This window comes from Mycobacterium paraffinicum, assembly GCF_025822865.1.
In the GTDB taxonomy this organism is placed as follows: domain Bacteria; phylum Actinomycetota; class Actinomycetes; order Mycobacteriales; family Mycobacteriaceae; genus Mycobacterium; species Mycobacterium paraffinicum.
Window position 1 is genome coordinate 13,496 of sequence record NZ_JACKUR010000023.1, and the last position, 13,753, is coordinate 27,248.

The following is a 13,753-nucleotide window of genomic DNA, read 5'->3' on the forward strand; positions in this document are numbered from 1 at the left end:
GTCACTGCTCCGCCTTCATGAGCGCCGCCTTGATCTGGTGCTTCAATATCTTCCCCGCGTCGTTCTTGGGCAGCACGTCCCAAAGCACCAGCTGCTCAGGGGCTTTGAACCGCGCCAGCCCCGACTCTTCCAGGAAGCCGCGCAGGCTGGCCACATCGAGGCCGGGACCGCCCGCGGGCACCACGACGGCGCAGGCCCGTTCCCCGGTCCGGTCGTCGGGCAGCCCGACGATGGCGATCTCCGCGATGCCGGGGTGCCCGGCGAGGATGTCCTCGACTTCCTTCGGTGAGATGTTCTCACCGTTGCGGATGATGATGTCCTTGGCGCGTCCCGTGACGACCAGGTAGTCGTCGTCGAGCCATCGCGCCAAATCTCCGGTGCGGAAGAAGCCCTCGTCGTCGAAGGCCTCCACCTCGTCTTCGAGGTGGTGGTAGCCGGCCAGCATCTGCGGCCCCCGCGCGTGGATCTCGCCGCCGACGAGCTTGACCTCGGCCAGGCCGACGCGACCGTCGGTGTCGGCGGCGTGATCGACGTCCCGCACCGACCCGACCGTGGTGACCGGGACTTCCGTCGATCCGTACACCCGGGTGACGATCGCCGACTCGAAAAAGGCCGCGGCCCTGCGGATCAGCGCGGGGGCCACCGACGCGCCGCCACAGACGAACAGCTTCAGATCCGGGAGCCGGGTGCCGGCGCGCTCCGCCGCGGCCAGCATGTGCTCCAGGAACGGTGTCGCCCCGGCTATGTGTGTGCACCGCTCGGCCTGCATCAGAGCGACGGCGTCGTCGCCGTCCCACCGGTCCATCAAGACCGCGGTCATGCCCAGCAGCAGCGGGCATTCGAACGCGTAGATGGAACCGCCGATGTGCGCGATCGGCGACGCCACCAGGAACGCGTCGCCCGGCTCGACGAGCCAGTGCTCGCCGATCTGGCGGATCAGCGCGTGGATCGAGTTGTGGCTGTGCAGAACGCCTTTCGGCCGTCCCGTGGTGCCCGAAGTGTAGAGGATCATGCGGACGGCGTCGGGATTCAGCGTGGGCAGCGCCGCGTCCGAGGGTCGCTCCTCGAGCAGCGCTTCGTAGGGGACGCTATGCCCATCCGGGTCCCCCCGCACCAGCACGACCTCGGGCGGCGACTCCAGCTGCGCGGTCACCCGGCCCAGCATCGCGGCATAGTCGTGATGAGCGAACCGCGCTGGGGCAAAGATCATTCGGCTGTCGGCGTCTTCCAGGACGAACCGGAGTTCGCGGTCGCGCATGGACGGCAGGATGGGGTTCGCCACCATCCCCGCCAACGTACTGCCCAAGTAGATCACCGCGGCCTCGTGCCAGTTGGGCAGCATGAAGGAGACCACGCTGCCCGGTGGGATCCGCGCAAGCAGCGCTTGCGCCAGCGCCGTTGCCTGTCGGTACAGGCCCACACAGTCCAGCCGCCGGTCCCCGTCGACCAGCGCCACCCGTCGCGGTGTGCGCTCGGCGGCCTCGCGCAGCGTGTCGGCCAGCGTGCCGGGGACCCACCAACCGCGCGCGTAGGCATCGGCGGCGCGTTCGTCGTCCCACCGAACCCACCGCCCGCCGATCAGCTTCCGGGTGGATGCCATTGCGGCAGCTTAGCCACGAACCCGCCGCATCGTCATCGAGTGCCGGAAGCGCGACGCGGGATGGGTGTTGATGGTGACCTGCGCGACCTGCCCGTCGGAGGTCGTGTAAGTCCGTTGTACCTGCAATGCCGGTGTCCCCGAATCGATCTCGAGGCCGGCCGCCAGGTCCGGGGAGATGACCACCGCGGCGATCTCCTGCTGGACCTCGACGACGCTGAGGCCGAACAGGTCCTCGATGAGCGGGAAGATGGGGCCTTCGTGGCGCTGCAGCAACCGGCCGACGCCGGCGAACGCGCGGTTGATGTAGTACTCGGTGCGGCAAAGCGCGTACCCGGGTGACTCGGTGGCGACGGCCCGCCGGAAGCCGCGCACGGTCAGCCATTCTTCGCCGGTCGTCAGCCCGGTCCGGGCGGACAGTTCGTCGTCGATGGTGACCATGGCGACCGATTCGATGGCGAATCGGGTGTCCGTCGCGAACGCCAGCAGGTCGTTGATCGACATGACGTGCTGGACGTAGGAGTCGGCCGAGGGCCGCGGCACCACGAGGGTTCCGGTTCGTGGGCGCGACGACACCAGGTTGTCCTCGCGCAGGCGGCGCAGCGCCTCCCGAATGGTGTAGCGGCTCACCGCAAATCGCTCACACAGTTCGTGTTCGGTCGGCAATTGCGAGCCCACCGGATAGACGCCCTCCACGATCTCTTTCCGCAACGTGCGGGCGACCTGCAGGTACCGGTGGTCGACGACTCTGGCTTCGGTCATCGCTTCCCTTCGGGATCCCGCCGCAATGCCAACACGCTGCCGTCGGCATCCGCCGAGATGTACAGCGTGCCGTCCGGCCCGGCGGTGATACCGGCGAACGGGCCCTGCGGCCCGGAGAAGGGCGGCATCCCGCGTAGCGGCTTCGGCGTCACGCCGGGCGGCGCACCCACCGGCAGGCCCGACGCGATGGTGTGGCGCGCGCCGGTGCCCAGGTCGACGGCGACCAACTCCTTGGCGCCCGCGTCCACCACGTACAGCTGCCCGTCGCGCACCACGATGCCCTGGGGCCGCTGCAGGTTGTCGCATACCGTGCCGCCGCCGCCCGGCCGGACCACTCGCCCGGCACCCGCCTCTGAAACCAGGCATCCCCCATCGTGGGTGATGGCCACCCCGACCGGTTCGCTTAGCCCGGTCGCGACCACCTCGACCGCGCCCGACCGGATGGACAGCACCCGTCCCGCGCCCAGTTCCGCCGCCACCACGGCGCCACCCGGGGTGACCGCAACCCCGTACAGCTGATCGAAACCCTCTGCCAACACCTCGCTTTCGCTGCTGGCCGGCCGATAGCGCGCCACCTGCCCGTTGGATGTGGTGACGACGAACTCGCCGTCGGCCACGGCGGCAAGCCCGCGCAGGAAGCCCGGATAGCCCGGGCTGAACAGCATTCCGGCGGTCTGGAGAGAGTCGCCGAGGAGCACATAGAAGTACGTCCCGTCGGCGATGTAGAGATTGCCGTCGGCGCCGACGGCGAGGTCCAGCGGCCAGTTCAGCCCGCCCGGCAGCACGGTCTGGGTACGGCCGTCGCCGAGGATCTCGGTGATCTCGCCGGTGAAGTTCGAGACGAACAACCGCTCACCGACGAACGTGAGGTTGTCCAGGCCGGGGTTCAGCGTGGCCAGCACGGTCCGGTCGCCGTTGCGGGGGTCGATGCGCAGCACCTGGCCGCTGTGCACCTGCGTCGACACGATGCGCCCGCGGGGATCGAACTTCACCGCGTCGGGGACGCCCAGGTCACCGGCCACCCGCTCGGGCGCGCCGCCGCCGGGGTCGATGCGCCAGATCTCGTTGGCGCCCATCAGCGGGAAATACAGCATGCCGTCGGGCCCGACCTCCATCGCGTTGGGCGACGGCGCGCTCTCCAGCAGCACCCGCGCCGCGCCGCCCGCCGGGTCGAGCTCCAGCAGGCGGCCGCCGTCGCGGCATTCGCCGATGAACAACCGGTCCCGGTAGAACGTGATGCCGTTGGCCGACGGCACGTCGTCGCGCAGCACCCGGGTGCGGCCCGTCGCATCGCGCACGCTCACCCGGCCATCCATGACCTCGGTCGCGAACAGGTTGCCGTCCGGGTCGAAGGCCACGTCGTCGGGCGCGATGATGTCGCCGCCCTTGGCGCTGACGACGTCCAGCCGACCGGTCGCCGGGTCGAGGGCGCTGATCTGGCTGCCGGTCACCTGGGCGATGTAGATGCGGCCGTCCGGTCCTGTCCGCAGGCCGTTCGCGCCGAAGAGCCGGCTCGGGGGCGTCACGCGGGCGAGACTCCAGCCGTCGGCGACGCTCGGCGCCCGCTCGGCGGAGAAGCGACCCTGCGACTGTGACAATCCGGCCATCACCGCTCGCACGTTAGCAATCGACCAATAGTCCAGACAATAGCCACAACCCGATTCGATCCGGCACTTGACGGGCCGCCATCCCCGAGAGAATCATGCTCTCTGATGAGTGCACATCATTATCTTGTCCGGACAATTGGCTAACCAGATGATAAGCGGCCTGCTGAGCCTGGACGGGCGCATTGTCGTGGTCTCCGGCGCGGCGGGGGGCGGCATCGGGACCGCCGTCACCCGCATGGTCGCCGAGGCCGGTGCGACCGTGGTCGCGGTGAGCCGGGGGCAGGACAATCTCGACCGGCACCTCGGGCCGCTCCGGGCCGAGGGCCTGGCTGTCGTGCCCGTCGCGGCCGACGCCTCCACCGAAGACGGGGTGCGGGCCACGATCGATGCTGTGCGGCGGGCCGATGGTGAACTGCACGGGCTGGTCAACGTCGCCGGCGGCGCGGACCCGTCGACGTGGATGCCGTCGACCCGGGTGACGCGCGCTGACTGGCGCGACCTGTTCACCCGCAACCTCGAAACGATGTTCTTCATGAGTCAGGCGGTGGCCGCGGAACTTAAGCGCCACGACCGTCCGGGCTCCATCGTGTCGATCTCGTCGATCAGCGGGATGAACACGGCGCCATTCCACATCGCCTACGGCACAGCCAAAGCCGCGATCGTGGCGGCAACCCGCACCATGGCTCTCGAACTGGCCGACAGCGCGGCCCCGATCCGGGTGAACGCGGTCGCGCCGGGCGTGACCGAGACACCGGCGTCGGGCACGTATGTCGACTCCGATCCCGAACGCGACCGCCGCGCCATCGCGATGGGTCGCCGCGGGCGGCCCGCGGAGGTGGCCGGTGCGATCCTCTTCCTGCTGTCGGACCTGTCCAGCTACATCACCGGACAAACACTGCTGGTGGACGGCGGATTGAACCTCAAGTGGGGACACCTGGGCGCCGACAACACCTCGGTGTTCCTCAAGGACGAAACATTCCGCGCGGCGATCACGCGCTGGGACGGGTAGAAAGCGAGGGCCCCGATGACACAGAACGGCGCGGCCGCGCCCGAGGAGCTGACCGAGCCGGTCACGATCCCGGTGGAGGCGTACCTCTCCGAGGAATACCTGCGCGCCGAGCGCGACAAGCTCTGGCGCAAGGTCTGGCAGCAAGTCGGGCGCGTGGAAGACCTGCCCAAGGTCGGCAGCTACCTCACCTACGACATCCTGGACGACTCCGTCGTCGTGATCCGCACCGGACCCGACACGCTCAAGGCTCACCACAATGTGTGCATGCATCGCGGCCGCAGGCTGGTCGACACCCCGGACGGCGCGAGAAACGCTTGCGGCCACAAGAAGTCGTTCGTGTGCGGGTTTCACGGCTGGACCTACGACCAGGACGGCGCCTGCACCCACGTGCCCGAGCGGCAGGACTGGCAGGGCGCCCTGACGCCGGAGAACACCCACCTGGCGCCGGTCAACGTCGACACCTGGGGCGGCTGGGTCTGGATCAACATGGATCCGGCGTGCGAGCCGTTGCGGGACTACCTCGAGCCCGCCGCGACCATGCTCGACCCGTTCCGCCTGCAGGACATGCGCTGCAAATGGCGGAAATGGCTGCATTTCGAATGCAATTGGAAGGTCGCGATGGAGGCCTTCAACGAGACGTACCACGTCGCCACCACCCATCCGCAGTTCAACAAATTCGGCAACTTCCGCGGCTGGGCGATGGCGCAGGGCAAGCACAGCAACATCGGCTACGACGCGCCCAAGGGGCTGGAAGAGACCAAATCGAAGATCCGCCTGGGCACCGGTGCGGATCCGCGGATCTCGACGGCCGAGATGCAGATCTACACGCTGGAGGAGACCAACGCCACCACCACCAGGACCCTGGTGGAGGCGGCCCGCCGGCTGGTCGACGAGCTGCCCGCGGACACCCCCGCCGGCCGGGTGCTCGAGCACTGGCTGTCCTCGGCGCGGCGCCTCGACGCCGCACGCGGCGTCGAGTGGCCGACCATCGACCCCGAACACCTGGCCAAGAGCGGCACCGCGTGGCAGATCTTCCCGAACTTCCAGATCGGCCAGGGCCTGACCACTGCGCTGTGCTACAGCGCCCGCCCCTTCGGCTACGACCCCGACAAGTGCATCTTCGAAGCCTCGTGTTACGAGCTCTACCCCAAAGGCGAAGAGCCGCAGACTGAATGGGTGTACGCACCGCCGGACGACCCGAACTGGCGCAGCGTGCTGCCGCAGGACTTCTCCAACATGGCCGCCGTCCAGAAAGGCATGAAGTCGTACGGCTTCCGCGGCCCCAAGCCCAACCCGTACATGGAACGCAGCACCGCCAATCTGCACCGCAACCTCGCCCGCTACCTGGGCACCGGTGCCCCGAAGGAACTAGCAACGGAGATAAAACGATGAAGGTCAATCTTGGTTTCGGCGCGCACAACTCCCACGACTGGGAGCGTGTGCTCGCCGAAGACTTCAGCCGGCCGCCGGCCACCCCGGACTGGGAGTGCGTCCAGGCGACGCTGGCGATCGCCGACCTGGCCGAGCCGCTCGGGTTCGACGGCATCTGGATGCCCGAGCACTGCGGGACGCCATATGGCATGACGCCCAACCCCATTCAGGCGCTGAGCTATTTCGCCGGCCGCACCGAGCGCGTCGCCCTGGGCACCTTCGTGGTCGTCGCGCCGTGGTGGCATCCCGTCCGGCTAGCGCACCAGATCGCCTACCTCGACATCCTCTCCAACGGCCGCTACACCACGATCGGGATCGGCCGCGGGGTCTCGAAGGGAGAGTTCGACGCCGTCGGCGTGCCGCGGGAGGAGAGCAGGCAGCGGTTCAACGAAACCCTCGACATCCTGCAACTGGCGTTCTCCGGCGAGCGGTTCTCCTACGAGGGGGAGATATTCAATGTCCCCGAAATGTCGCTGCGCCCCGAACCGCTCAGCAGCGACCTCTTTTCACGCATCTACAGCTCGTCCTCGACCGCCGAGTCGCTGGAGATCCTGGCCCGCCGCGGCATGGTGCCGCTCTTCGTCGGCAACAAGCCGATCGAGGACGCCGGACGGGAAGTGCAGAAGGTCAACACGTTCCGCAAGGAGGAGGGCCTGCCGCCCTGCCAGCCGAAAAACGTGATGTTCATGTACTGCACCACCGGTGACCCCGCCGCATCCGAGGAGTGGATCTGGACGGCCAACCGCGACGTCACCGTGCACTACGGGTTCGCCGACGCGTCGAACTTCAAGGGCGTCAAGGGCTACGAGGCCTATGCCGCGCGGGAGGCGACCGCGACGGCCGTCCTCGCGTCGTCCGTCACCGGTGATGCCAAGGCCGGCCCGTCCAAGACGCCCGGCTACCACGCGTCGAACCTGCTGATCGGCACGCCGGAGGAGATCTTCAACCGGATCAAGGCCGCCCAGGAGGCGTGCTCGTTCGCGGAGCTGACGATCGTCCCGCAGTTCGGCACCATGCCCTACGCCGAAGCGATGGCCAGCACCGAACTGTTCGCCAAGGAGGTGCTTCCCGCCGTGCAGAAGATGGACGCGCCCCTGCACCCCGCGGCGCTGCCGGAGAATGCCCTGGCATGACGAACCCGGATTGCCCGCCATCGCAGACGCCGGACGACGTCGACTTCGAGGCGTTGCGCAAGAAGTACCGCCGGGAGCGCGAGAAGCGGCTGCGCCCGGAGGGATCCAAACAGTACGTCGAACTGGTCGACGACTTCGCCGGATATTACGAAACCGATCCGCATTCACCGCCGTTGGTGCGGGACCCGATCTCGGCGGATATCGACGTCGCCGTGATCGGCGGCGGCTTCGGTGGTCTGCTGTGTGGCGCCTACCTGAAGAAGGCGGGCGTCGACGACGTCCGCATCATCGAGCTGGGCGGTGACTTCGGCGGGGTCTGGTATTGGAATCGGTACCCGGGCATCCAGTGCGACAACGAGTCCTATTGTTACGTGCCGCTTCTCGAGGAGCTCAACTTCATCCCGTCGAAAAAGTTCGCCGACGGCGCCGAGATCTACGATCACTGCCGGCGCATTGGGAAGCACTACGGGCTCTACGACTCGGCCATCTTCTCCACCCAGGTCCGCGAGCTGCACTGGGACGAGCCCGGCAAGCGCTGGCGGATCAGCACGGACCGCGGCGACGACATCCGGGCCCGCTTCGTGGTGATGGCCTCGGGACCGTTCCACCGGCCCAAACTGCCCGGCATACCGGGGATCAACGACTTCGCGGGCCACAGCTTTCACTCCTCGCGCTGGGACTACGGGTACACCGGCGGGGACACGTCCGGTGGGCTGGACAAGCTCGCCGACAAGCGCGTCGCGGTGGTGGGCACCGGGGCGACGGCCATCCAGATCGTGCCGTTCCTGGGTCGGCATGCCAAGCACCTCTACGTCTTTCAGCGCACGCCCTCTTCGGTCGGTGCGCGCAACAACGCACCGACCGATCCGGAGTGGGTGAAGACGCTCAAGCCGGGCTGGCAGAAGGAGCGGCAACGCAACTTCCACGCCTGGACATTCGAGGGGATGGCGCTGGGTCAGCCGGATCTGGTCTGCGACTTCTGGACCGAGCTGGGCCGCAACACCGCGGCGCGCGTCCTCGCGCTGGCCGATCCCGCCGCCATGACGCCGGAGCAGTTCATGGCCATCCGTGACGAGGAAGACTTCAAAGTGATGGAGCGGCTGCGGCGCAGGGTCGAGAGCCTGGTCGAGGATCCCGAGACCGCCGAGGCGCTCAAGCCCTACTACCGGTTCCTGTGCAAGAGGCCGACCACCAACGACGAATACCTGCAGACCTTCAACCGTCCCAACGTGACCCTGGTCGACGTGTCGGACAGCAAGGGCGTCGAGCGGGCCACCGCAAAGGGACTGGTTGCCAACGGGATTGAGTACGAGGTCGATTGCATCATCTACGCCAGCGGCTTCGAGATCACGACCGAGATCAGCCGCCGGTATTCCATCGACGCGATCGAAGGCCGCGACAGGGTGTCGCTCTTCGACTACTGGCACGACGGGTACAAGACGCTGCACGGGATGACGAGCCGCGGCTTTCCCAACCAGTTCTTCACCGGGTTCACCCAGGTGGGAATCTCCGCGAACATCGCTGCCAACTATGAACTGCAGGGCGAGCACATCGCCTACATCATTTCCGAGGCCCTGGCCCGCGGCGCGACCACCGTCGAACCCGGCGAGGCCGCCCAAGACCAGTGGTGCCGGACGGTCAAGGACACGGCGATCGACAACAGCCAATTCGACATGGAGTGCACGCCGGGCTATTACAACAACGAAGGCGGCGGCGCCGGCGTCAAGGAGGGCGAGGGCATCCGCTCCCACCTCGGCGAACCGTACGGGCCGGGGTTCTACGCATTCAGCGACCTGCTGGCCGAATGGCGCGCCAAGGGTGACCTGGACGGCCTAGTGCTGGGATCGTGATGGCGCAACTGAGATTCGACGATCGGGTGGCGGTGGTGACCGGTGCCGGCAGGGGGCTGGGCCGCCAGTACGCGCTGCTGTTGGCGGCCCGCGGCGCCAAGGTCGTGGTCAACGACACGGGGGGCGCACTGACCGGCGCAGGCGCCGACGCCGGTCCCGCGCACGACGTGGCGAGCGAGATCAGGGCCGCGGGTGGCCACGCGGTCGCGTGCACCGAATCGGTCACCACGCCGCAGGGCGGCCAGGCGATCATCCAAGCCGCGCTGGACAACTACGGACGCATCGACGTTTTGATCCACAACGCCGGCAACGTCCGGCGCGGGTCATTGAAGGAGATGAGCTACGCGGACTTCGACGCCGTCATCGACGTTCACCTGCGGGGCGCCTTCCACGTCGTGCGGCCGGCGTTCCCGCTCATGTCCGACGCCCACTACGGCCGCATCGTGTTGACCTCGTCGATCGGCGGACTGTACGGCAACCACGGCGTCGCGAACTACGCCGCCGCCAAGGCGGGCCTGCTCGGCCTGTCCAACGTCGTCGCGCTGGAAGGCGCCCCCGACGGGGTGCTCTGCAATGTCATCGTGCCGTCGGCGGTGACGAGAATGGCCGAGGGACTGGACATCTCGGCCTATCCGCCGATGGGCACCGAGCTGGTTGCGCCCGTGGTGGGCTTGCTGGCGCACGAAAGCTGCCCGGTCACCGGTGAAATCCTGGTTGCCATCGCCGGTCGCGTGGCCCGCGCGGTGATCGCCGAGGCCCCCGGCGTGCATCGGTCGTCGTGGTCGATCGAGGACGTGGCCGAGCAGATCGATGCCGTCCGCTATCTGGCCGCGCCACTGGTGTTTCCGGTCGTGCCCGACGGGCACGGCGACCACATCCGCTACAGCTTCGGAACGGCGGCCCGCAAGGAAGGCGCGCGCAATGTCTAGCCGCGGGGCCGGCCCCGGCCACCGCGGCGGCCCCCTCGCGGGTGTGCGGGTCGTCGACCTCACCGCGATGGTGATGGGTCCCTACTGCACGCAGATCATGGCCGACATGGGCGCCGACGTCATCAAGGTCGAACCCCCGCAAGGCGACGACACGCGTTACGTGTCGGTCGGGCCGGCCAGGGGCATGGGTGGCGTCTTCGTCAACGTCAACCGCGGCAAGCGGGGGATCACCGTCGACCTGCAGTCGGACTCGGGCAAGGCCGTCCTGCGCGCGCTCATCGAACGGTCCGACGTTTTCATCCACTCGATGCGTTCCAAAGCGGTTGCCCGGCTGGGGTTCAGCTACGACGAGGTGGCGGCGATCAATCCGGGCATCGTCTACACCAACTGCTACGGCTACAGCCGGCGCGGCCCCAACCGGGACCTGCCCGCCTACGACGACACCATCCAGGCCGCGTGCGGGTTGCCGTTCGTCCAAGAGCAGTTGACGGGTGAACCCAATTACGTCGGAACGATCATGGCCGACAAGGTCGCCGGCCTCACCGCGCTCTACGCCACCATGATGGCGTTGTTCCATCGCGAGCGCACCGGCGAGGGACAAGAGGTCGAAGTCGGCATGTTCGAGACGATGGCGTCGTTCATGCTCGTCGAACACGCCAACGGCGCCATGTTCGATCCGCCGCTGGGCCCGGCGGTGTATCCGCGGACGGTGGCGCCGAACCGGCGGCCGTACCGCACCAGTGACGGCTACATCGCCGCGCTGATCTACAACGACAAGCATTGGGCCGCCTTCATGGACGCGGTGCGGCCCCCGTGGCAGAGCGATCTGTACGCCACACTCGAGCGGCGCGCGCGCCAGATCGACGCCGTATACGCGCTGCTGGCCGAGACGATGGCGCAGCGGACGACGCAGGAGTGGCTGGATCTGTTCCGCGAACTCGAGATACCGGCCGCGTCGCTGTCCAGCCCGGCGAACCTGTTCGACGACGAGCATCTCAACGCCGTCGGTTTTTTCGAGACTCTGCACACGCGGCACGGCCCGGTGCGGTTCCCCGGTGTGCCGACCTGGTTTTCCCGCACGCCGGGCCGTGTCGCCGGGCCGGCCCCGGAGCTCGGCGCGGATACCGAAGAGGTGCTCGAAGAGCTCGGGCTGGCCCTCGTCGACGTGAACGCCGACGTGAAACCGGCCGGACCCGTATAGCACGCGCGGCACCGGCCAAAAGCGAAGCGGGTCTTCGCGTGTCTCCGGTCGATCCGGCCACATCGCCTTTAAGCTGGCTCCGATCAAGAGGAGGGGCAGCGACGTATCGGCATCAACTATGGCGCCGGGCGACATGGTGGTCAGGGCGCGCTAACCGCGAGCGCTGAGCCGGGCGGGACCGATCCCGCGCCGGCCCGTCGTGCTCGGCAGCCCCGCTGGGTCGCTCCCGTCCGCAGGGCCGGTCGGCTGGCGATCTGGGACAAGCCGGAGCGGCGCAGCGGCATTCCCGCACTCGACGGGTTGCGCGCGATAGCGGTCGCGCTCGTGCTGGTCGGCCATGGCGGTATCCCCGGCGTGAGCGGCGGATTCATCGGCGTCGACGTCTTCTTCGTGCTCAGCGGGTTCCTGATCACCTCGCTGCTTTTGGACGAGCTGGGACGCACCGGCCGTATTGAGCTGACCGGCTTCTGGATTCGGCGTGCGCGCCGGTTGCTGCCGGCCCTGATGTTGATGGTGCTCACGGTGGCGGCGGCCCGGCAACTGCTTCCCGATCGGTCCTTGACCGGCCTGCGCGACGACGCGATCGCGGCGTTCGTGTGGATGGCGAACTGGCGGTTTGTTGCTCAGAAGACCGACTACTTCACGCAGGGCGCCCCACCCTCGCCGCTGCAGCACACCTGGTCACTCGGGGTCGAGGAGCAGTACTACTTCATGTGGCCGGTGCTGCTGATCGCGGTCACGCTGCTGCTGGCCGCGCGGGCCCGGCGCCGCTCCACCCGGGCCACCGTGGGCGGGGTCCGTTTCGCCACGTTCGTCATCGCCACCGTGGGGGCGCTGGCTTCGGCCGCGGTCGCCATGGTGATGGTGTCCGACGGCACGCGCGACCGCGTCTATTTCGGCACCGACACCCGCGCGCAGGCGCTGCTGACCGGCGCCGCGGCGGCGGCCCTGCTGGTCCGCGACTGGCCGTCACTGAACCGGGGCTGGTGCCTGATCCGGACCCAGTGGGCCCGGCGGGTCGCCCGCGTTCTGCCGCTCGTCGGCCTGGCGGGCCTCGCGGCGGCGGCTCACTACGCCACCGGAAGTAGCGGTGAATTCCGCCACGGTCTGCTCATCGGGGTCGCGATCGCCGCCGTCCTCGTGGTGGCGCCGGTGGCCCTGGAGCAGCGGGGAGTCCTCGCCCGCGTCCTGGCCGCGCCACCCATGGTGTGGCTGGGCACCATTTCCTACGGCGTCTATCTGTGGCACTGGCCGATCTTCTTGGCGCTCAACGGCGAACGCACCGGCTGGAGCGGGCTGCCGCTCTTCGCCGCCCGGTGCGGCGCAACGGTGGTGCTGGCCGCGGCGTCGTGGTGGCTGATCGAGCAACCCATCCGGCGCTGGCGGCCTGCGCGAGTGCCGCTGCTGCCGCTAGCGGCGGCGACGGTGGCCAGCGCCGCCGCGGTGACCCTGCTGGTCGTTCCGGTGGGGACCGGGCCCGGCCTGCGTGAGGCCGGGCTGCCGCCGGGAGTCTCGGCGGTCGCCGCGGTGTCTCCCTCCCCGCCGGGTGGCAGCCGCCCTCCCGGTCCCCGGGACCCTAACCGGCCCTTCACCGTTTCAGTGTTCGGCGATTCGATCGGGTGGACGTGGATGCACTACCTGCCACCCACGCCGGGATTCGCATTCCTCGACCACACCGTCATCGGCTGCAGCCTGGTGCGCGGCACGCCGTATCGGTATATCGGCCAAACCCTGGAGCAGAGGGCCGAATGCGACGGCTGGCCGATCCGATGGTCGAACCAGGTCGGCCAGGACCAGCCGGACGTCGCGCTGCTGATCATCGGCCGCTGGGAAACCGTCGACCGCGTCAACGAGGGGCAATGGACGCACATCGGTGACCCCACCTTCGACGCGTACCTCAACGGCGAGCTGGAGCGCGCGCTTAACATCGTGAGCTCCACCGGCGTTCGAGTGGTGGTTGCCACCGTGCCATACAGCAGGGGCGGCGAAAAGCCGGACGGCCGGCTGTATCCGGAGGACCAGCCCGACCGGGTTAACCTGTGGAACACCATGCTGCGCAAGGCCGTCAGCCACCATCCGAACGTGCAAATCCTGGACCTGAACAAAAAGCTTTGTCCGGACGGCGTTTACACCGCCAAGGTCGACGGCATCAAGGTGCGCAGCGACGGCGTGCACCTCACCCCCGAAGGGGTGAAGTGGTTGACGCCGTGGCTCGAGGAATCGCTGCGATAGGC

General features: G+C 68.4%; 10 protein-coding genes. 7 read left to right on the forward strand and 3 right to left on the reverse strand.

From position 1 onward, the window contains the following. Position 1: 1 nt before the first annotated feature. From H7J89_RS12270 to H7J89_RS12280, 3 genes are read right to left on the reverse strand one after another with little or no spacing between them, the layout of a single operon-like run. Positions 2–1,600 (reverse strand): AMP-binding protein, encoded by a 1,599-nt coding sequence (locus tag H7J89_RS12270; RefSeq protein ID WP_264043888.1) that lies wholly within the window; start codon positions 1,598–1,600, stop codon positions 2–4. A 9-nt stretch (positions 1,601–1,609) separates the two neighbouring features. Then, positions 1,610–2,359 (reverse strand): GntR family transcriptional regulator, encoded by a 750-nt coding sequence (locus tag H7J89_RS12275; RefSeq protein ID WP_264043890.1) that lies wholly within the window; start codon positions 2,357–2,359, stop codon positions 1,610–1,612. Beyond that, the gene (locus H7J89_RS12280) at positions 2,356–3,966 is read right to left on the reverse strand and encodes an SMP-30/gluconolactonase/LRE family protein (protein ID WP_264043892.1); all 1,611 of its coding nucleotides are present in this window, start codon (positions 3,964–3,966) and stop codon (positions 2,356–2,358) included. The genes H7J89_RS12275 and H7J89_RS12280 overlap by 4 nt, the downstream gene beginning before the upstream one ends. A 148-nt stretch (positions 3,967–4,114) precedes the next feature. On the opposite strand from H7J89_RS12280, the gene H7J89_RS12285 reads away from it, so the two are divergent. The 7 genes from H7J89_RS12285 (at position 4,115) to H7J89_RS12315 (ending at position 13,751) form a co-directional block, all read left to right on the forward strand. Further along, the gene (locus tag H7J89_RS12285) at positions 4,115–4,975 is read left to right on the forward strand and encodes an SDR family NAD(P)-dependent oxidoreductase (RefSeq protein WP_264043894.1); all 861 of its coding nucleotides are present in this window, start codon (positions 4,115–4,117) and stop codon (positions 4,973–4,975) included. 15 nt (positions 4,976–4,990) lie between these two features. Further along, positions 4,991–6,367, forward strand: a complete 1,377-nt coding sequence (locus tag H7J89_RS12290; RefSeq protein WP_264043896.1) for an aromatic ring-hydroxylating oxygenase subunit alpha — start codon at positions 4,991–4,993, stop codon at positions 6,365–6,367. Then, entirely contained in the window at positions 6,364–7,539 is a 1,176-nt protein-coding gene (locus tag H7J89_RS12295; protein ID WP_264043897.1) for an LLM class flavin-dependent oxidoreductase, read from the forward strand. The genes H7J89_RS12290 and H7J89_RS12295 overlap by 4 nt, the downstream gene beginning before the upstream one ends. Continuing rightward, a complete protein-coding gene (locus H7J89_RS12300; RefSeq protein WP_264043898.1) occupies positions 7,536–9,389 on the forward strand; it encodes a flavin-containing monooxygenase in 1,854 nt (617 codons plus the stop codon). The genes H7J89_RS12295 and H7J89_RS12300 overlap by 4 nt, the downstream gene beginning before the upstream one ends. Continuing rightward, on the forward strand, positions 9,389–10,318 hold the full coding sequence (locus H7J89_RS12305; protein WP_264043899.1) for an SDR family NAD(P)-dependent oxidoreductase: 930 nt from the start codon (positions 9,389–9,391) through the stop codon (positions 10,316–10,318). Before H7J89_RS12300 ends, H7J89_RS12305 begins: the two co-directional genes overlap by 1 nt. After that, on the forward strand, positions 10,311–11,519 hold the full coding sequence (locus tag H7J89_RS12310) for a CaiB/BaiF CoA transferase family protein (protein WP_264043900.1): 1,209 nt from the start codon (positions 10,311–10,313) through the stop codon (positions 11,517–11,519). Before H7J89_RS12305 ends, H7J89_RS12310 begins: the two co-directional genes overlap by 8 nt. 246 nt (positions 11,520–11,765) lie before the next feature. Continuing rightward, complete coding sequence (locus H7J89_RS12315) at positions 11,766–13,751, forward strand: acyltransferase family protein (protein WP_264044256.1); 1,986 nt, start codon at positions 11,766–11,768, stop codon at positions 13,749–13,751. Positions 13,752–13,753 lie beyond the last annotated feature (2 nt).

What these genes read in the sequence shown, in the direction of transcription:
- H7J89_RS12280 (WP_264043892.1), bottom strand. Translation starts at nt 3,966, where the DNA reads ATGGCCGGATTGTCACAGTCGCAGGGTCGCTTCTCCGCCGAGCGGGCG.
- H7J89_RS12285 (WP_264043894.1), top strand. Translation starts at nt 4,115, where the DNA reads ATGATAAGCGGCCTGCTGAGCCTGGACGGGCGCATTGTCGTGGTCTCC.
- H7J89_RS12270 (WP_264043888.1), bottom strand. Translation starts at nt 1,600, where the DNA reads ATGGCATCCACCCGGAAGCTGATCGGCGGGCGGTGGGTTCGGTGGGAC.
- H7J89_RS12300 (WP_264043898.1), top strand. Translation starts at nt 7,536, where the DNA reads ATGACGAACCCGGATTGCCCGCCATCGCAGACGCCGGACGACGTCGAC.
- H7J89_RS12275 (WP_264043890.1), bottom strand. Translation starts at nt 2,359, where the DNA reads ATGACCGAAGCCAGAGTCGTCGACCACCGGTACCTGCAGGTCGCCCGC.
- H7J89_RS12305 (WP_264043899.1), top strand. Translation starts at nt 9,389, where the DNA reads ATGGCGCAACTGAGATTCGACGATCGGGTGGCGGTGGTGACCGGTGCC.
- H7J89_RS12290 (WP_264043896.1), top strand. Translation starts at nt 4,991, where the DNA reads ATGACACAGAACGGCGCGGCCGCGCCCGAGGAGCTGACCGAGCCGGTC.
- H7J89_RS12295 (WP_264043897.1), top strand. Translation starts at nt 6,364, where the DNA reads ATGAAGGTCAATCTTGGTTTCGGCGCGCACAACTCCCACGACTGGGAG.
- H7J89_RS12310 (WP_264043900.1), top strand. Translation starts at nt 10,311, where the DNA reads ATGTCTAGCCGCGGGGCCGGCCCCGGCCACCGCGGCGGCCCCCTCGCG.